The sequence below is a fragment of the Limimaricola cinnabarinus genome (genome assembly GCF_002723615.1).
GTDB lineage: Bacteria > Pseudomonadota > Alphaproteobacteria > Rhodobacterales > Rhodobacteraceae > Limimaricola > Limimaricola cinnabarinus_B.
This window is the reverse complement of the sequence record NZ_KZ304960.1, coordinates 1-17,010: the sequence shown is the minus strand read 5'-3', so window position 1 is coordinate 17,010 and position 17,010 is coordinate 1. Positions and strand designations below refer to the sequence as shown.

At 69.3% G+C, this 17,010-nt stretch carries 19 protein-coding genes; 13 read left to right on the top strand and 6 right to left on the bottom strand.

Going from position 1 to position 17,010, the window contains the following annotated elements:
• The first annotated feature begins 30 nt into the window (after nt 1-30).
• Nucleotides 31-1,032: a tetraacyldisaccharide 4'-kinase gene (gene lpxK / locus CJ301_RS10845; protein ID WP_099277232.1), complete on the top strand. Its 1,002-nt coding sequence runs from the start codon at nt 31-33 to the stop codon at nt 1,030-1,032.
• Here lpxK and CJ301_RS10840 read toward each other — a convergent pair.
• The gene (locus CJ301_RS10840) at nt 1,019-1,738 is read right to left on the bottom strand and encodes a DsbA family protein (RefSeq protein WP_254050131.1); all 720 of its coding nucleotides are present in this window, start codon (nt 1,736-1,738) and stop codon (nt 1,019-1,021) included. The genes lpxK and CJ301_RS10840 overlap by 14 nt on opposite strands.
• A 13-nt stretch (nt 1,739-1,751) precedes the next feature.
• A complete protein-coding gene (locus tag CJ301_RS10835; RefSeq protein WP_099277230.1) occupies nt 1,752-2,261 on the bottom strand; it encodes a DUF721 domain-containing protein in 510 nt (169 codons plus the stop codon).
• A gap of 66 nt (nt 2,262-2,327) precedes the next feature.
• Here CJ301_RS10835 and mutY point away from each other — a divergent pair, with 66 nt between their 5' ends.
• Both mutY and CJ301_RS10825 read left to right on the top strand, forming a co-directional pair.
• Nucleotides 2,328-3,383 (top strand): A/G-specific adenine glycosylase, encoded by a 1,056-nt coding sequence (gene mutY, locus CJ301_RS10830; RefSeq protein ID WP_099277228.1) that lies wholly within the window; start codon nt 2,328-2,330, stop codon nt 3,381-3,383.
• Between the two features lie 9 nt (nt 3,384-3,392).
• The gene (locus tag CJ301_RS10825; RefSeq protein ID WP_099277227.1) at nt 3,393-4,535 is read left to right on the top strand and encodes an alkane 1-monooxygenase; all 1,143 of its coding nucleotides are present in this window, start codon (nt 3,393-3,395) and stop codon (nt 4,533-4,535) included.
• Here the strand turns inward: CJ301_RS10825 and CJ301_RS10820 are convergent.
• From CJ301_RS10820 to CJ301_RS10810, 3 genes are all read right to left on the bottom strand, one after another.
• Complete coding sequence (locus CJ301_RS10820) at nt 4,532-5,641, bottom strand: site-specific DNA-methyltransferase (RefSeq protein WP_099277225.1); 1,110 nt, start codon at nt 5,639-5,641, stop codon at nt 4,532-4,534. The genes CJ301_RS10825 and CJ301_RS10820 overlap by 4 nt on opposite strands.
• 91 nt (nt 5,642-5,732) lie before the next feature.
• Nucleotides 5,733-6,362, bottom strand: coding sequence for a ribonuclease HII (locus CJ301_RS10815; protein WP_099277223.1), 630 nt, complete (start codon nt 6,360-6,362; stop codon nt 5,733-5,735).
• A 142-nt stretch (nt 6,363-6,504) separates the two neighbouring features.
• Complete coding sequence (locus CJ301_RS10810; RefSeq protein WP_099277221.1) at nt 6,505-7,587, bottom strand: hypothetical protein; 1,083 nt, start codon at nt 7,585-7,587, stop codon at nt 6,505-6,507.
• A 179-nt stretch (nt 7,588-7,766) separates the two neighbouring features.
• Between CJ301_RS10810 and CJ301_RS10805 the strand changes: the two genes are divergently transcribed.
• Together CJ301_RS10805 and CJ301_RS10800 are read left to right on the top strand one after the other, a co-directional pair.
• Nucleotides 7,767-8,051: a hypothetical protein gene (locus tag CJ301_RS10805; RefSeq protein WP_099277220.1), complete on the top strand. Its 285-nt coding sequence runs from the start codon at nt 7,767-7,769 to the stop codon at nt 8,049-8,051.
• A gap of 25 nt (nt 8,052-8,076) precedes the next feature.
• The gene (locus tag CJ301_RS10800) at nt 8,077-8,727 is read left to right on the top strand and encodes a winged helix-turn-helix domain-containing protein (protein ID WP_099277218.1); all 651 of its coding nucleotides are present in this window, start codon (nt 8,077-8,079) and stop codon (nt 8,725-8,727) included.
• 19 nt (nt 8,728-8,746) lie between these two features.
• On the opposite strand, the gene CJ301_RS10795 is transcribed toward CJ301_RS10800, so the two are convergent.
• A complete protein-coding gene (locus tag CJ301_RS10795) occupies nt 8,747-9,529 on the bottom strand; it encodes a Crp/Fnr family transcriptional regulator (RefSeq protein WP_254050130.1) in 783 nt (260 codons plus the stop codon).
• Between the two features lie 330 nt (nt 9,530-9,859).
• Between CJ301_RS10795 and CJ301_RS10790 the strand changes: the two genes are divergently transcribed.
• From CJ301_RS10790 to CJ301_RS10755, 8 genes are all read left to right on the top strand, one after another.
• Nucleotides 9,860-11,080 (top strand): tyrosine-type recombinase/integrase, encoded by a 1,221-nt coding sequence (locus CJ301_RS10790; protein ID WP_099277214.1) that lies wholly within the window; start codon nt 9,860-9,862, stop codon nt 11,078-11,080.
• A 196-nt stretch (nt 11,081-11,276) separates the two neighbouring features.
• The gene (locus CJ301_RS10785; RefSeq protein ID WP_074836601.1) at nt 11,277-11,537 is read left to right on the top strand and encodes a helix-turn-helix transcriptional regulator; all 261 of its coding nucleotides are present in this window, start codon (nt 11,277-11,279) and stop codon (nt 11,535-11,537) included.
• Between the two features lie 140 nt (nt 11,538-11,677).
• Nucleotides 11,678-13,912: a virulence-associated E family protein gene (locus tag CJ301_RS10780; protein ID WP_099277212.1), complete on the top strand. Its 2,235-nt coding sequence runs from the start codon at nt 11,678-11,680 to the stop codon at nt 13,910-13,912.
• 566 nt (nt 13,913-14,478) lie between these two features.
• Nucleotides 14,479-15,078: a recombinase family protein gene (locus CJ301_RS10775; RefSeq protein ID WP_099277210.1), complete on the top strand. Its 600-nt coding sequence runs from the start codon at nt 14,479-14,481 to the stop codon at nt 15,076-15,078.
• Nucleotides 15,075-15,569: a hypothetical protein gene (locus CJ301_RS10770; RefSeq protein ID WP_099277208.1), complete on the top strand. Its 495-nt coding sequence runs from the start codon at nt 15,075-15,077 to the stop codon at nt 15,567-15,569. Before CJ301_RS10775 ends, CJ301_RS10770 begins: the two co-directional genes overlap by 4 nt.
• Nucleotides 15,562-15,888 (top strand): hypothetical protein, encoded by a 327-nt coding sequence (locus CJ301_RS10765; RefSeq protein ID WP_099277207.1) that lies wholly within the window; start codon nt 15,562-15,564, stop codon nt 15,886-15,888. The genes CJ301_RS10770 and CJ301_RS10765 overlap by 8 nt, the downstream gene beginning before the upstream one ends.
• 143 nt (nt 15,889-16,031) lie before the next feature.
• Nucleotides 16,032-16,757 carry a hypothetical protein gene (locus tag CJ301_RS10760; RefSeq protein ID WP_099277205.1) on the top strand — a complete coding sequence of 242 codons (726 nt, stop codon included), beginning with the start codon at nt 16,032-16,034 and terminating at the stop codon, nt 16,755-16,757.
• The coding region (locus tag CJ301_RS10755) for a hypothetical protein (RefSeq protein WP_162620500.1) at nt 16,757-17,010 on the top strand (254 nt) is incomplete at its 3' end. The genes CJ301_RS10760 and CJ301_RS10755, both read left to right, overlap by 1 nt.

Here is a 17,010-nt window from a genome sequence, read left to right as displayed (position 1 = left end):
TCTGCTGCGCGGCATGCTGGAGCGCCGCGCATGAGGCCGCCCCGCTTCTGGGACAACGCGCCGGAGCGCCCCGGCGCGCAGGCGCGGGCGCTGGCCCCGCTCGCCGCGCTCTACGCCCGCGCCACGGCCCGACGCGTGGCGCGCCCCGGCTGGCGCGCCCCGGTGCCGGTGATCTGCGTCGGCAATCTCAACGCCGGCGGCACCGGCAAGACGCCGACCGCCATCGCGCTTTTGCAGCGCCTGTCGGAGCGCGGCATCGCCGCGCATGTGGTCAGCCGTGGCCATGGCGGGCGGCTCGAAGGTCCCGTCCGGGTCGATGAGCGCCGGCACGGCGCGGATGACGTGGGCGACGAGCCGCTGCTGCTCGCGGCCTTCGGGCCGGTCTGGGTCGCACGCGATCGGGCGGCGGGGGCGCGCGCGGCGGTCGAGGCAGGCGCGCAGGCGATCATCCTCGATGACGGCTTCCAGAACCCGGCGCTCGAAAAGGATCTCTCGATCGTGGTGGTCGATGCTGCCCGCGGCTTCGGCAATGGCCGGGTGATCCCGGCCGGGCCGCTGCGCGAGCCGGTGGAGGCCGGGCTCGCGCGCGCCGACATGGTGCTGTCGATCGGCGGGAAAGAGCAGCAGCGCCGCTTCGAGGCCCGCTGGGGGGCCGCGCTGGGCGGGCTGCCGCATCTGACGGGGCGGCTCGCGCCGCTGATGACCGGCATGGCCTGGGAGCGGATGCCGGTGCTGGCCTTTGCGGGCATCGGCCACCCGGAGAAGTTCTTTGCCACGCTCAAGGGGCTTGGCGCCGATCTGCGCCGGGCCGAGCCCTTGGGCGATCACCAGCCGCTGACGCCCACGCTGATGGCGCGGCTGGAGCAGGAGGCGCGCGCCCTGCCCGCGCAGCTTGTCACGACGGAAAAGGACGCGGTGCGCCTGCCCGCGTCCTTCCGCTCCAAGGTGCTGACCCTGCCGGTGCGGCTCGAATGGGGCGACGTGGCCCCGCTCGACGCCGCTCTGGACCGGCTGGGGCTTACTCCTCGATAAGGCCGTCGATGATTTCGGCCATGTCGGCCCAGGCCATGTTCGAATGCTTCTCGCCGTTGATGATGAAAGTCGGCGTCGAGTTGATCCCGTCTTCCTCGGCGTTCTGCTCGAACCAGCTCACCAGCTCCTGCGCCTTGTCGCCATCGGTCAGGCAGGCTTCGAGCTGCGCTTCCTCCAGCCCGGCCTTGAGGCCGATCTCGCGCAGCTTGGCCGCGATCGCCGCCGGATCGCCGCCCGCCGCCCAGTCGCGCTGCTGCTCGTAGAGCATGTCCGAGACGCCGAAGAACTTACTTTCGCCGCCGCAGCGCGCGATCATCGAGGCCCAGAGGCCCGGCCGGTCGAAATAGACCTCGCGGTAGACGAAGCGCACCTTGCCCTCGTCGATGTAGTCCTTGAGCTGCGGATAGCTTTCCTCGTGCCAGTTGGCGCAATGCGGGCAGGTGTAGGAGGCGTATTCCATCACCGTGACCGGCGCGTCCTCCGCGCCCTGCACCATCTCGACGATGCCCTCTTCGGCCGGAGCGGCCTCCGCGGCGGCTTCGGTCTCCGCCTCCGCTGCGGTCTCGGTCTCGGTCCCGGTCTCCGCTTCGGTCTCGATGGAGGTTTCCGCCTCGGCCTCGGTGGTCTCCTGCGCCGAAAGCGGCGCGGCGAGGGCCATCCAGCCCAGAGCGGCGGTCAGGGCGATGGTGGAGCTTGCGAGTTTCATGGGTCTTCCTGTCTCAATTCCGTCGTTTGGACAGGACATTGGCAGCCAAGGCCTCGAGCGCAAGTCGCAATTCCGTGTCCCCGACCCCTTCGGCGGTCTTCGCCGCCTGCGCCCTGACCTGCGGGTCGGGCTGGGCGGGGGCCGGTTTCGGGGCGGGGGCGAAGGCCGCCTGCCCCTCGGCGAATCCCGTCGGCGCGGTCTGGGTGATGCGCACCTTGGAAATCGCGCGGTAGCCGTAGCAGGCATTGACCCGCTCGCGGATCGCCTCGGCCTGCATCGACAGCATCGGCGCCTGCGCCCCCGTCGTCAGCAGCGTCAGCGTCGCGCCAAGCCCGTCGCGCCCGTAGCCGACCTTCACCGGCTGCGCGATCCGCGCGGTATCCTCGCCGACGATCTCGGCCCAATGGGTCAGGAGCCGCGTCACCGCGAATCCCCGCGCCTCGGAGGCGGTGCGGATGCGCGACTGCAGCAGGCCCGAGGCCTGCGCAAAACCGCGTGTGGAGGAGTGGCGTCGCTGTTTCATGACAGCGCCCACCCTACTAGATGGGAGGGGGCCCGGACCAGAGGGGACGACGTGCAGGATACCGAAATGACCGAAGCGCTGCTGGCGTGGTACGACCGCCATGCCCGCGCCATGCCATGGCGCACCGGCCCGGCGGAGCGGGCGGCGGGCCTCCGGCCCGATCCCTACCGCGTCTGGCTGTCGGAGGTGATGCTGCAGCAGACCACCGTGGCCGCGGTGCGCAAGTATCACGAGCGGTTCACCGCGCTCTGGCCCACCGTCGCCGATCTCGCAAGCGCCGATGATGCCGATGTCATGGCCGAATGGGCGGGGCTGGGCTACTACGCCCGCGCCCGCAACCTACTGAAATGCGCGCGCGCCGTCGTCGCCGATCACGGCGGGCGATTCCCCGACACGCATGACGCGCTGATCGCCCTGCCCGGCATCGGCCCCTACACCGCCGCCGCCGTGGCCGCGATCGCCTTCGACCGGCCCGAGACGGTGGTCGACGGCAATGTGGAGCGGGTGATGTCGCGGCTCTTCGACGTGGAGACGCCGCTGCCCGCGGCCAAGCCCGAACTCACCGCCCATGCCGCGCGGCTGACCTCGCACGCCCGCCCCGGCGACCACGCGCAGGCGGTGATGGATCTCGGCGCCACGATCTGCACACCCAAAAGCCCCGCCTGCGGCATCTGCCCGCTGCGCGCGCCCTGCCTTGCCCGCCAGCGCGGCACCGAAGCCCAGCGCCCGGTGAAGGCCGCGAAGAAGGCCAAACCGCATCGGCGCGGCTATGCCTATGTCGGGCGGCGCGGCGATGGCGCGTGGCTCCTGGAAACCCGGCCCGAAAAGGGGCTCTTGGGCGGCATGCTGGGTTTTCCCGGCTCCGACTGGGGTGAAACCCCCACCCCCCTGCCCCCCGCGCCCGCCGATTGGCGCGCGGCAGGCGAGGCGGAGCATGTCTTCACCCATTTCCGGCTGACCCTGACGGTGATGGTGGCCGATCTGCCGCCCTCGAACCCCGAGCGAGGCCATTTCGTGCCGGCCTCCGAATTCCGCCCCTCGGCCTTGCCCACCGCAATGCGCAAGGTGCACGACGTGGCGGCGCCGCATCTTGCCGTTGAGCGGGCGGGGGCCTCTGGCTAGGCTCACGCCATGACCACGCTCCCCGCCCCTCGCGCGTCCCTTCTCGCCGCCCTGCCCTACTGGGTGTCGCTGCTGACGCTGCCGCTGGCGGGGTTCGCCGCCCATATGGGCGGCTGGTGGGTGCTCTTGCTGCCCGCCTTCGCGTGGCTTCTGTTCGACATCCTCGACCTCGTGGGCGGGCTCGACACTTCGAATGCCGACCCCGACACGCCCGACGCGGCGCTGTTCTGGCATAGCCTGCTGACCATGATCTGGGTGCCCGCGCAGGCCCTGATGACCTTCGGCCTCGTCTTCTACGCCAGCCGCGCGGGGCATCTGGGCGGCTGGGAAAAGATCGGCCTCTTCGTCGGTCAGGGCGTGATCTCGGGCGCGGTCGGCATCGTCTATGCGCACGAACTCCTGCACCAACGCAACCGGGTCGAGCGCTGGCTGGGCGACATCCTGCTCGCCATGGTGCTCTGGTCGCCCTTCCGCTCGCATCACCTTCGGGTGCACCACCTGCATGTCGGCACCCCCGCCGACGTGGTGACGGCGCGCTACAACGAAGGGTTTCACCGGCATTTCGTCCGGGTGCTGTGGCAGATGCCCCGCGATGCATGGCGGGCCGAGGCGCGGATGCTGGCGCGCAAGGGGCTGGGCATGAGGAGCGCCGAGAACCCGTTCTGGCGCTACGCCGCGTTGCAGGGTGCGATGCTGGCGCTGGCGCTTGCCTTGGGCGGGATCGAGGGGCTGGCGCTCTTCGTGCTGCAGGCCTTCGTGGCGATCTGGCAGCTGGAGCTGGTCAACTACATCGAGCATTACGGGCTGACGCGGAAGCATCTGGGCGATGGCCGCTACGAGCCGGTGCGCCCGCGCCATTCATGGAACGCCGAGCACCGCGCCTCGAACCGGCTGCTGATCAACCTGCAGCGCCATTCGGATCACCACTACAAGCCCGACCGCCGCTATCCGCTCCTGCAGACCTACCCGCCCGAAGAGGCGCCGCAGCTGCCGCAGGGCTACCCGATCATGGGGGTGGCGGCGCTGATTCCGCCGGTCTGGCGGCGCATGATGAACCCCCGCGTGCGCGCATGGCGGCGGCAGTTCTATCCCGAAATCGCGGATTGGGGACCGTATAAGCGCGGCGAGCTGCCCCAGCCCCGCGGCACCTAGCCCTCGGCCATCTCCGCGCGCACCTGCTGGCGCAGGAGGTCGATCGGCACGGTCACGCCGTCGCGCTTGAAATGCCAGTAGGTCCAGCCATTGCACGACGGCGCGCCTTCGAGCTGCGCCCCGACCTGGTGGATCGAGCCCTTGGCCTCGGAACAGACAAGCGTGCCGTCGGCGCGCACCCGCGCCTTGTGGCGGCCATTGAGACTGTGCAGCACCTCGCCCGGGCGCAGCATGCCGCGCTCGACCAGAACGCCGAAGGCGACGCGCGGCTCGGCGCGCTTGGAGGTCGAGACCTGCAGCGCGTCCGAATCGTAGGGGCGCACCTGCGCGATACGCGCCTTGGCGACCTTGCGATACTCGGCCTCGCGCTCGATGCCGATGAAGTCGCGGCCCATCGCCTTGGCCACCGCCCCGGTGGTGCCGGTGCCGAAGAACGGGTCGAGAATCACGTCGCCGGGATTGGTGGTGCCGAGGATCACCCGGTGCAGCAGCGATTCGGGCTTTTGCGTCGGATGCGCCTTCTGGCCGCTCTCATCCTTCAGCCGCTCATGCCCGGTGCAGATCGGCAGCACCCAGTCCGAACGCATCTGCACGCCCTCGTTCAGCGCCTTCAGCGCCTCGTAGTTGAAGGTGTATTTCGCGCCCTCGGATTTCGAGGCCCAGATCAGCGTCTCATGCGCGTTGGTCAGCCGCTTGCCGCGGAAGTTCGGCATCGGGTTCGATTTGCGCCAGACCACGTCGTTGAGGATCCAGAAGCCCTGATTCTGCAACTCGGCCCCGAGGCGGAACACGTTGTGATAGCTGCCGATCACCCAGATCGCGCCGCCGGGCTTCAGCACGCGGCGGGCCTGCTTGAGCCAGGCACGGGTGAAGGCGTCATAGGTCTTGAAGCTGGCGAAGCTGTCCCAGTCGTCGTCGACCGCGTCGACGCGGGAATTGTCGGGGCGCATGAGATCGCCCCTGAGCTGCAGGTTGTAGGGCGGGTCGGCAAAGACCAGATCGACGCTCTCGTCGGGCAGCTTCTTCATCTGCGCCACGCAGTCGCCTGCCAAAACGCTGTTGAGGGGAAGCGTTCCCGCCCCCCGGCTTTTCGTCTTCGTGGTCATGAAAAACGCCTCTGATCCGCGGCGGTCGCCCGCTTCGTGGTTGTGGATAAATATGAGTCAGAGGTGAGTCGGTGTCAAAATCTTTTTCGAATCAGTCGCTTGCGATTGCGGCTTGATACAAGATGTTGTGGATGGGTTTGAACTTGCGCCTATGGTGGGGGGTAACCCCCAGATCCTGCAGCGCCGCCTTGTGCTGGGCCGTCCCGTAGCCTGCGTTGCGCTCCCAGCCATAGCCGGGATGGGCGCGGGCCAGATCGGCCATGATCCCGTCGCGCGCCACCTTGGCAACGATCGAGGCGGCGGCGATCGACAGCGAGCGCCCGTCGCCGCCCACCAGCGTCTCGCAAGGGTGGTTGAGCCCGCGCGGCACCATGTTGCCATCGACGAGCACATGGCAGGGCGGCGCGGAGAGCCCCGCCACGGCGCGGATCATCGCCAGATGCGAGGCGCGCAATATGTTGTGTTCCTCGATCTCGGCGACGCTGGCATGGGCGATCGAGACCTCGGCCATTTCGGCGATCTCGGCGGCCAGCGCGGCGCGGCGCCGCTGCGTCAGCCGCTTCGAATCGTCGAGCCCCTCGGGGATGCGGTCGGGGTCGAGAATCACCGCGGCCGCGGTGACCGGCCCGGCCAGCGGACCGCGCCCGACCTCGTCGACGCCGCAGATGCGGGAAAGCCCGCGGTCGCGGGCGGCGGTCTCGAAGAGGAAATCGGGTGGCATGGCCCGGCTTCTGGCCCGCTGCGGCGCCGCGATCAAGCCCGCCGGCGCGCAGGAGCATCGAAAGGGGGCGGAGAACCTGAATCCCCCGCCCCCATCGGGGATGCGGCATCTGGGGCAAGAGCCGCATCCCTGCACGACCGTTTTACCGGACGGCAACCCTGTAGCCGCGCCCGCGCAGGCACTGCGTGTCATAGCCGGAGATCGCGCCGTCCTCGGCCGTGCCCACGGCGCAATCGCCCGGAAAGCTGCGCGCCAGAACCGGGTATCCATCGAGGCAGGCGGCATCGACCACGGAGGCGGCCTCGAAATCGATCTGCCGCTGGCGCAGGCAGGCGAAGGGGATCTCCCCCGTGGCGACGGGGGTGGTGGTCTGCGGCATCGGCGTGGCCGGGGCGGCGGAGGCCGGCTGCCAGTCGCGCAGAAGATCGGGGGTGACCTCGTCGCGCGGCACGGGCGGCCAGGCCTCGGGCCGGGCCCGCGGCGTTTCCGGGGTCACCGGTGCCAGCTGCGATTCGATCCGGGCGCGGGCCTCGGCCCGGCGCCGGCTTTCGGCATCGCGCGCGATCTGGGCGAGGCGGTCCTCTTCGGCCCGGCGGATGATCTCGGCCCGGCGCGCTTCGGCCTCGCGCTGCGCCTGCGCCTCGGCCTGCGCCCGCGCCTCGGCCCGTGCGCGCGCCTCTGCCTGCGCCTGCGTGTCGGTCTGCGCCTGCGTGTCGGGCTGCGCGGTCGAGCCGAGCACCGCGCCGAGATCGATCCCGAGCTCGCGGCCGAGTTCGCGGCTGATCACGTCGAGCCCCGCCGCACCGCCGCTGCCGCCGAGCACCGCGCCGAGCGCGCCGAGGGCCGCGCGCCTGCGCGCGTCGCGTTCGCGGTCCCGCTCTTCCTTTGCCTCCTGCTCGGCCTCTTCGGCTTCGGCCTGCGCCTTTTCGGCCCGTCTCTCGGCCCGTCTCTCGGCCTGCCTTTCCGCCCGGCGCTCGGCCTTACGGCGCGCCTTGCGGGCTTCCTTGCGCGCTTCTGCCTCGGCCTTCTCGCGGTCCTCCTCCTCGCGCGCCTTCTTCTTGTCGCGCTCCTGCTTGGCGGCGGCACCGATGACGCCCAGCGCCACCAGCCCGCCGATCAGCCGGCCCATGTTCGGGTCGCCCTGCTGGGCCAGGGCCGGGGCGGGCGCCAGCCCGGTCAGCCCGAGCGACAGCGAAAGGGTCGCGGCGATGAGGCGTCGTGCCATGTCGGTCTCCGTATTTTCGGCTCCCGGCGGAGCGGATACCCTGCGGCCGGCCGATGGTGCGGGGCCGGGATAGACAGGTCTTGGGGGCAAAGTTGGGGCAAAGCGCGAGACAGGCAATAACGCCGCGTCCCGAGAGCCGCGTTATTGAATAGCGGCGGGCGAAACCGCATGGTGAGACCATGAAAACCCTCGCCCTCACCCTTTGTCTCATCCTCGCTGGCGCCGCTTCGGCGCAGGCGGCCTGCTACGCCGATTACAAGGCCAAGCGCGACGATCCGCTCAGGCTGCATTACGGCGTTGCCGAAATCTCCGCACCATGCGACGAACCCGAGGCCGCCGCGGACGAGCTGCGCCCGCGGCTGGGCTCGGATGACTGGGTGCTTTTGTCCATCGTGAGCCTGTTCGGCGACGAGGGACTGGAGAAAAGGCGGGACAGTGCAGGCGATTACTACCTCCGCTACTGAAGCGAGACAGGCCGGCAACAGGATCGTGACCGCGGGGCTTGCCGCGATCGCGCTGCTGCTCGTGGGCGCGGCGATCCTGCTTTTCGTCAACCTGCCCGACGCCAATGCCTTCAACGCCCGCGTCGAGCGGCTCTTCGTCGAGAATGACGACCTGACCGCGCAGGCCGAGATCAAGCTTCTGGAGATCCTCGCGCAATCGGGCACCGCCTTTTCCGAGACGCTGGCCTCCTACCGCTTCGTGATCTTCGTGCTGCTGACCTTCGCGCTCGCCATGCTGGTGGCGGCGGTGGCGTTCCTGTTGATGCTGGTGCAGCTCAACCGCCGTATGGGCCGGATCGAGCGCAAGGGGATCGAGGTCAATTCCCTCGTCATCGCGCGCGATCAGAACGCGGTGCACCTCAATGATTTCGAGTTCAAGCTGACGGCGGCGGCGATCGAGACGCTGTCGGTTCTGGCGGAGGCGCGGATGGATGACGAGGTGCTGTCGGGCGCGCAGATCGAGGCGGTGATCTCGGGCCGCTCGGCCGCCGATTGCGACGAGGCGGCGGGGGCCACCCGGATCAAGCGGCTGCGCGACAGCCTCGGCAACCAGCTGGTCAGCGAGCTGCTGGTCAAGAACATCGCCAAGCGCGGCTATGTGCTCTCGATCGACAAATCCGTGATCCGGATGCAGTGAGCGGGACGGTGGGCCGGGCTCAGGCCGCCAGCAGCCGCGCGTACTCCGCCTCGGGCACGCCGTAGCAGCCGCCCGCCATCCGTTCGAGCCCGGCGCGGTCGTTGATGCGGATCAGCCCGCGCGTGGCGCGCACGAGCCCCTGGCCTTCGAGGATGTGCAGCGAGACGGTCACCCCGGCCCGGCGCACGCCCAGCATGATGGACAAGAAATCATGCGTCAGCGGCACCTCGTCGCAGCCGAGCCGGTCGTGGCACATCAGCAGCCAGCGCGCGAGCCGCGCGTCGAGCTTCAGCTTGGCATTGGCGAGCGCGGTATGCGCGGTCTGCACCGACAGCGCGTGGCAATAGCGCAGCAGCCGCTTCCGAAGCACCTCCTCGCGCATCATCTCGCGCAGGCGCGCTGCCGCCATGCGGTGGCCCGTGCCGCCTATCTGCACGGTGGTCTGGTGGGGCGAGCGGTCGGTCCCCAGCGCCACCATGCTGCCCGACATGCCCTCGCGCCCGATCAGACCGGCCTCGATCTGCGCGTCGCCATCGGGGGTCATCGCGACAACCGATATCACGCCGCCGGTCGGGAAATAGACATGCTCGATCACTTCGCCCGGCTGCTCGATCACCAGACCCTGCGGCAGGTCGACCGGTTCGAGATGGGCGAACAGCGGATCGGCCAGATCTGCCGGGATACGCGCCAACAGCTGGTTGCCTTCGCTTCTCGCACCCTTTTCTTCGACCTTCATCGGCACCTTCTTCCACCGGCGGGTCGCGTCACGGGTCTCGCGGCCCCAACAGAACGGATCGTCCAAGGGAACCCGGTCCGATTTCGGTGCTAGTGCCACGCAACCACAAACACCAGTACGCGACATTGTTCCGTGCGAACTCGCACACAGAGAATGACGCAATTTCACACTCAAGTCATGAAAAATGGCGACTCCGGCAGGATTCGAACCTGCAACCTGCCCCTTAGGAGGCGACGAGCCCCAACCCTCTCCGCCCCGCGCCGCCCCTTAAAACACTAGCCTAAACAGCATCTTGAGGCTACGTTAGCCCGCGACAGCCCGAGCGAGCCCTATCCCCACCCGGTTCGGAAACGGTTCGAGATTCAGGCGCAACACGGTTCGCAGAGGAGATGCGGGATGCCCGAGAAGTTGACAGAGGGGCTCATCAAGGGGCTCAAGTTCGAGGATAAGCCCACGACAGTCAGGGACGCCAAGGTGACGGGCCTGATGGTGGCGGTGAACAAAACGGGAAAATCCTACAAGGTGCAGCGCGACCTCTGGCAGGGGCAGCGCGGGCGGCGGAAGCTGGTGAAGACCGTCCGCCACACCTTGGGCACCACCGAGGAGCTGACCTTGGAGGAGGCCCGGACCCGGGCGGCGGCGGTGATCGACCAGATCAAGCGCGGCATCGACCCGAACGCCCCGGCGGCGGACCCTGCGGCGGACGCGGGCACGTGGACGGTTCGCCGCCTGTACGAGGAGTACATTGCCGACATGCGCGCCCGCGACTGCGCGGAGCGGTCGGTGGAGAACATGCTGGACCGGCTGAACCGCTACCTCTCCGGCTGGGCTGACACTCCCCTGACCGAGATCAAGCGCAGCATGGCCCGCGAGGAACATCGGCGCATAACCCGCGACCACGGCGGCCCCTCCGCCAACAAGACGCTGCGCGACTTCCGGGCCGCCTACAACTTCGCCCTGAAGGTGGTCGATGACCCGGACGCCCTGCCCGGGAACCCGGTGGCGGCGGTGACCTTCAACAAGGAGCGGTCGAGCAACCGCGTCATCATGCCCGAGGACCTGCCGGACTGGTGGGCAAAGATACATGCCCTGCCGAACCCGCTGCGCCGGGACATGCACACGCTCGGGCTCCTCTCCGGCCTGCGCCCCGGCACCCTCGTTTCCCTGCGCCGGGACTGGGTGCGGGCGGCTGACCGGGCAATCTCCATCCCCCGGATGAAGTCGGGCCGGAGCTTCGACCTACCCTTGTCTGGGCGCATGGTCGAGGTGGTGGACCGCATCCTAGTGGCGGGCGCGGTCCTGTTCCCGAAGTCCGAATGGCTGTTCCCCACCCGGTCGAGCAAGACGGGCGAGGTGATCGCAACGCAGGTCTGGAAGGAGAAGGCGCTGCCCAGCGACACCGGGCACATCCTCCGGCACACCTACAGGACCATTGCCCAGCGCGAGGGCATCGACCGGGTGAACGCCCGGCTCCTGCTGGACCACACCGTGCCGGGCATCGACGGGGTGTACATCCACGAACGCGCCCTGTTCGACACGCTGCTTGCGGAGCAGGAGCGCATGACCGCCGCGATCTTCGCCCTGCTGGAACCCGAACAACAAAAGATTGCCGGTTGAATAGGGCGAAAGAGGGTTTCCCAACTGGCGCCCAAAGGGGTAGCTTAGGGCCAGACTAGGAAACCGTGTCGGCTCACCGGGGGTGCCGCGCACGGGGAGCGCCCCGCGAGAGCGAGGGGCGCGGGCCAACCGGACTTCTAAGGCCTGTCACTGAACCGACCGCCCGCCGCAGGCGGTCTGTTGTTTGGTGACGACAATGGACCAACAGACGATTGAAGCCATCGCGGAGGCCGTGACCGCGCGCATCCTCCGTGACCTTCCGCGCGGGCGTGTGCCCGTCTCCCCCGAATACCTGACCGCTGAGCAGGTTTCCCAGATGACGGGCTTCTCGCCCAAGTCGCTGGAGGCGTACCGCGCCAAGCGCGTCGGGCCGCCGTTCCTGAAGGTGGGCCACAGCATCCGCTACCGTGCTGAAGACGTGCGTGCCTGGGTTGAAGCCGGGGGTGCGGTCGAATGAGTGCAGTGGACAAAGGAAACGCCCCCAGCCGGGGGACCGGGGGCGCTCAGGAAGACAGGACCCTTGAACAGAACCGCCATCATCAACCCTGTGACCCGAGTATAGCGGGCGGCGGTGGCCGGGGCGAGGCCGGAGACTTGTTGCCGAACCCCGAGGCTGCCGTGACGTTCCTTGAGGGTTGGCGTCCGGGTGGGCCGTGGGTCCTGACGGCGATCCCGCCCGAGGGCGGCGCAACCCGGACCGTGACGCTGGCCGACACCGGCGCGGTGCGGAAGTGGGTCCACGACCACAGCGGCGGGCGCTGGAACCTCTACTTCACGGTGAACGAGACAACGGGGCCTGTTCGCAAGAAGCCGGAGAAGGCCGACATGGCTGCCGCGACCGGCCTGCATGTCGACGTGGACCCGCGCCCGGGCGAGGAGCTGGAAGGTGAACGCGAGCGGGCGCTGCGCCTCCTCCGGGCCTACAGCCCCGCGCCCACGGCCATCGTGGACAGCGGCGGCGGATACCAAGCCTTCTGGAAGGCGGAGGAGCCGGTGACGCTGGACGGGGACCCCGCGCCCATCGAGCGGCGCAACCTGAGGATTGAGGCGGACCTACAGGCCGACGCCTGCCACAACATCGACCGCCTGATGCGCCTCCCCGGGACCGTGAATTGGCCCGGCGAGAAGAAGCGCAAGAAGGGGCGCGTTGCCCGTCTCGCAAGCGTCGTGGATGCGGAATGGCAGCGAACCTACCGGCTGGCCGACTTCCCCGAGGCGGAGGTGGCGAAGGCGGCCCCGGCGTCCCGTGGGCGCAGCCGCGCGGCTGGCGCGGCCCCGGCGCAGGGCGTGATGATGGAAGACCTGCCCGAGGGCGTCGATGACCTGACCAAGGCGGTGATGGTGAACGGGCACGACCCGGACAACCCCGACCGCTGGGACGGGGGCATTGCCCCGGACGGAAGCTGGCAGGGCGACCGCTCCAAGGCAGTCTGGTGGGTGGCCTGTCAGCTCGCCCGGGCGCGCGTCGATGAGGCGACCATTGCGGGCATCCTGCTTGACCCGGACTATGGCATCAGCGCCCACGTCCGGGACCAGAAGGGGGCGGAGCGGTACGCCCAGAAGCAGGCGCGGGACGCATGGGAGGAGGTCGAGAGCGACTTTGTCTGCGACAAGGACGGGCGGCCCTTGCCGAACAACCAGCACAACATCCGCGTTGCGCTGCGCCGCCTCGGGGTGAGCCTCTGGCATGACGAGTTCGCGGGCCGCGAGCTGGTCGAGGGGCTGGACGGGTACGGACCCGCGCTGGATGACCCCGCCGCGATCCGCCTGCGCCTTGAGATTGACGAGCGGTTCGGCTTCCGGCCCACCAAGGACTTCTTCCTAGACGTGCTGAGCGACCAAGCCCGCCGGAACGCGCGCCATCCTGTGCTGGAACACCTCGCCGCCCTGCACTGGGACGGGGTGCCCCGCATCGACCGCTGGCTGTCCGAGTACGGCGGCGCGGTGGACACGCCCTACACCCGAGCGGTCGGGGCTCTGGTCCTCGTGGCTGCCGTCCGCCGGGTCCGCCGCCCGGGCGTGAAGTTCGATGAGATGCTGGTGCTTGAGTCCGCGCAGGGAACGAACAAGAGCACGGCGCTGAAGGTCCTCGCGGGACGTGACGAGTGGTTCACCGACGACATGCCGCTGAACGCGGAGAGCAAGCGCGTGATCGAGGCCTTGTCTGGCAAGTGGATCGTGGAGGCGGGCGAGCTGAAGGGGAACCGAAAGGCCGGGACCGACCACCTGAAGGGCTTCCTTTCGCGGACCCACGACAAGGCCCGTATGGCATACGACCGGCGCGAGCGGGAGGTGCCCCGGCAGTGCGTCATCGTCGGCACGACGAATGACAGCCGCTACCTGCGCGACACGACCGGCAACCGCCGGTTCTGGCCGGTGGCAGTGCAGGGCTTCGACCTTGATGCCCTCCGCCGCGACCGCGACCAGCTCTGGGCAGAGGCGTCGGCCCGCGAGGCGGAGGGGGTGCCGATCCGACTGGACCCTGAGCTTTGGGCCGATGCCGAGGCGGAACAGGACGCCCGGCGCGTGGAGGAGCCGTTCTATGAACGGCTGTACAGCACGCTTGGAGAGGAACGCCCCGGCAAGGTGAAGGCCGAGGACGTGTGGCGCATCGTCGGCAGGCTCCCGGGCCAGAGGACGCAGGACGACAATGAGCGCCTCGGGGATGCCATGCGCCGCCTAGGCTTCGACCGGGCCAAGCGCCGGTTCGGCCTGCCGAACCCCGAGTGGTGCTATGTCCGGGGCGAGGGGAACGTGCCGCAGCTGATCCCGCGCTTCGACCCCGAGGGCGAGCTGGATGGCGTGGTGGAGGCCCCCGGGTACACGTTCTAGGCGGCTCTGGGCCGGAACGGTGAGACAGGGGGAACGGTGGAAATCTGGGGGAACGGGTAACGCTCTGGAAAGGTGGAAGGACTGCGCAACGTTCCCCCCGAGCCGTCCCGTTCCGTGCGCGTCCCTAGACCCTCCGGCGGCGGCCCCCCGAAGCCCAAGGCAGCCGTCCTCCTCCCTCTCCCTCTACTACCTCTTACCTTTAAGGGGGGAACGGGAAGGAACGGTAGGAAAAGGCCAGCTACGGTGGCGGCGGCGCGTACCCCCTCCCCGGGAACGGTGGGGGTACGGCGGGGGAACGCCCCCTTGGGCTCGGGGTGCAGGGATGCAGCACCTCCACGTCTTGCGCCTCTGGAAAAAGGGGCCGCCAACCGCCCCTGCCGCCGATCTGGGCCGGAACCGGCCACCCCGAAAAGGCCATCCCGGAATGGCGCGGCGGACGCCAGCGCCGATGGGCTCGCAGGACCCGGCCCGGAGCACCCACCTAGCCGAACGTTTCCGGGGTAGACCGGCCCACAGTGTTCACGGTACGTTCTGCATGTGGACAGAAGGAACGGGGGAACCACAACATGCAGCGCCGCGCCGCGATCTACGCCCGGGTGAGCACCGGGGGCCAGACGCCTGACAACCAGCTTCTCCGGCTCCGGGAGGTGGCGGAGAGGGCCGGTTTCCAGATCGTGGAGGAGTATGTGGACACCGCGTCCGGGGCCAGCCCCTCGCGCAGCGGGATGGACCGGATGATGAAGGACGCCGCGCGCCGCCGGTTCGACATCCTGCTTGCATGGGACGTGTCGCGCCTTGGGCGGTCCCTGACGCAGCTTGTTGCGCTGTTCGACACCCTGCGCGCCCTTGGGGTGGACCTGATCCTTGAACAACAGGGCGTGGACACATCGACCCCGGCGGACCGGGCGCTGATGCAGATGAGCGCCGTGTTCGCTGAGTTCGAGCGGGCCATGATCGTTGAGCGCACAAAGGCGGGGATAGAGCGCGCACGGGCGCGGGGCTCCCAGATCGGGCGGCCCCCAGCGTCTGACGCCCTGATTGCCTCCATCCGGGCGCTCCGGGCGCGCGGCATGGGGATGGACAAGATTGCCCGAGAGCTTCGCTGCGGCAAGGGCCTCAGCCAGCGCATTTGCAAAGAGTACGACAAGGAGGCTGCCGAGCCATGACCGACAACAGAGACCTTCCCGCCCGCCTCGTGCCGCCCGGCTCCGGGGAGCTGGGCCGATCCCACTGGCACGTGACCGAGCTTGGCCTAGCCGTGGTTGAGGAGCTGGCCGGGCGCGGCTGCCACGTCGCCACGATTGCCCGCGCCCTCGGCATGAGCAAGGATGCCTTCAAGTCCTGCCGCGACCGCCAGCCCGAGGTTGACGAGGCGTACCACCGGGGCCTCGCCCGCGAGCATGACCAGCTTGTGAGCAACCTCCGCGCCGCCGCCGATGACGGCAACATCGTCGCCAACATCTTCCTCCTGAAGGCCCGCCACCAGTACCGCGAGGGCGAGGCGCTGGACGCCAACGTGAACGTCAACTTCAACCCCGGCGGCGTCGTGGTGGTCCCCCAGCGCCAGACCATCGAGGAGTTCCTTGAGGAGCAGCGCGAGCGCGAGGCGAACACCATCGAAGGCGAGGTGGTCCGGGAGGCGCGGCGCGGTGACTGACAACAAGAGTTCCGCCGCGCGCTGCGCCCCGCGCGGCGGTATCTTCCGGCGCATGAGCGCTGAGACCACCTTCCACGTCTATGAGAACGCCGCTGGGCTCCTCTCCCGCATGGGCTACAATGCCCGGGCGGAGGACCGCTGGACGCCTCCCCCGCAGCACCACCCGCGCCGCCCGGTGGCAGCCATCGTCACGGACGCGCCGCCCATCGTGGTCGGCTATGCCGTCACGTCCGTTGCGGAGGAGCCCGAGGCGCACCTTCCCAACACGTCCGCCCGCGCGGGCCGGGTCCCGCATGGCGAGAGTGGCGGGACACCCTAGGCCTTCTGGCTCAACAACAACGAATAGCGCTCTGAGCCGCATGGAGCTCAAGATATAGTTCTCCCTAGCACAATCGCCGCCCGCTGGAGGGCGCGCACCGAGCAAGGCGCTCACGCACGGCGGCGACCACCATAGGAGACCCCATGCCCGAGCCCGCACAAATTCCCGAAGGCACCGCAATCCCTGAGCTGACCGCGCCCCCGATGGGCAAGGCGGAGGTGATCGACTTCGCAGCAGTCGTGAGCCGCCGCGCTGAGAAGTTCGGCCAGACCATTGACACCCTCTCCGCTGGCATCGCCACGCGGGGCCGCGAGGCCGCCGAGAGCCTCGCCCGGGCTGACTTTCCGCCCGAGGCGCAGGCGGAGGCCGCGCGCAAGGCGGAGGCCAAGGCCCGCAAGGAGGTCGTGACCAACAGCACCGACCGCCGGTGGGAGATGCTGAAGGAGCTGAAGGCGGCGGAGGACACCACCCGCACCACCGCCGCGCTCTTTGCCTCGCCGCAGGCCGTCCTCGCCCGGGCCGGTCTGGGCACCACCGAGCGCACCAACTTTGAGGCGCAGCTCGCGGGCTCCGGCCCGGCGCAGCTGATGAACCTCGCCACCTTCGCCATCGCCACCAAGAACGCGGTCCTCGGGGCCGCCCTCTGCGCGGTGTGCGAGCGGATGCCCCGGCGTGACCGTCCCTTCTCCCCTGCCGACTTGGCCGACCGCCTCGTGGGCGAGGAGACCCGGGCCGTGCAGGCAGCCGTCGAGGTCATCCGCAATGCCGCCCAGCGCGCAATCGTCGCCAACCGCGAGTTTGAGCGCGGGCGGGTCAACCCGCTGGACCGCGTGAAGGTCGCACTCAAGAGCCAGAAGGAGGCCAACTGATGCCGCTCTACCTTGTAAGCCGCCCGAAGGGGGCGGACCACCTGAAGAACCCCGCCGGGATGCACGGCGCTCTGGTCGAGGCCGCAGACGCAGCCGCCGCCATCGCCGCTGCCAACGCCCTTGCGCCCCGGATGAACACGCCCTTCGCTGGGTACGATGCGACCGAGGTGGCGACCGCCGCCGCTGGGGGCTTCGCACCGGCACTGATCCAAGGGACGGTCGTGGGCGATGCCTACAGCGGCCCGGCTCGCCC

Coding starts and splice junctions, on each gene's coding strand:
- lpxK (WP_099277232.1), top strand. CDS start 31: ATGAGGCCGCCCCGCTTCTGGGACAACGCGCCGGAGCGCCCCGGCGCG.
- CJ301_RS10760 (WP_099277205.1), top strand. CDS start 16,032: ATGCCCGAGCCCGCACAAATTCCCGAAGGCACCGCAATCCCTGAGCTG.
- CJ301_RS10810 (WP_099277221.1), bottom strand. CDS start 7,587: ATGGCACGACGCCTCATCGCCGCGACCCTTTCGCTGTCGCTCGGGCTG.
- CJ301_RS10775 (WP_099277210.1), top strand. CDS start 14,479: ATGCAGCGCCGCGCCGCGATCTACGCCCGGGTGAGCACCGGGGGCCAG.
- CJ301_RS10840 (WP_254050131.1), bottom strand. CDS start 1,738: ATGAAACTCGCAAGCTCCACCATCGCCCTGACCGCCGCTCTGGGCTGG.
- CJ301_RS10825 (WP_099277227.1), top strand. CDS start 3,393: ATGACCACGCTCCCCGCCCCTCGCGCGTCCCTTCTCGCCGCCCTGCCC.
- CJ301_RS10815 (WP_099277223.1), bottom strand. CDS start 6,362: ATGCCACCCGATTTCCTCTTCGAGACCGCCGCCCGCGACCGCGGGCTT.
- CJ301_RS10820 (WP_099277225.1), bottom strand. CDS start 5,641: ATGACCACGAAGACGAAAAGCCGGGGGGCGGGAACGCTTCCCCTCAAC.
- CJ301_RS10790 (WP_099277214.1), top strand. CDS start 9,860: ATGCCCGAGAAGTTGACAGAGGGGCTCATCAAGGGGCTCAAGTTCGAG.
- CJ301_RS10770 (WP_099277208.1), top strand. CDS start 15,075: ATGACCGACAACAGAGACCTTCCCGCCCGCCTCGTGCCGCCCGGCTCC.
- CJ301_RS10805 (WP_099277220.1), top strand. CDS start 7,767: ATGAAAACCCTCGCCCTCACCCTTTGTCTCATCCTCGCTGGCGCCGCT.
- mutY (WP_099277228.1), top strand. CDS start 2,328: ATGACCGAAGCGCTGCTGGCGTGGTACGACCGCCATGCCCGCGCCATG.
- CJ301_RS10785 (WP_074836601.1), top strand. CDS start 11,277: ATGGACCAACAGACGATTGAAGCCATCGCGGAGGCCGTGACCGCGCGC.
- CJ301_RS10835 (WP_099277230.1), bottom strand. CDS start 2,261: ATGAAACAGCGACGCCACTCCTCCACACGCGGTTTTGCGCAGGCCTCG.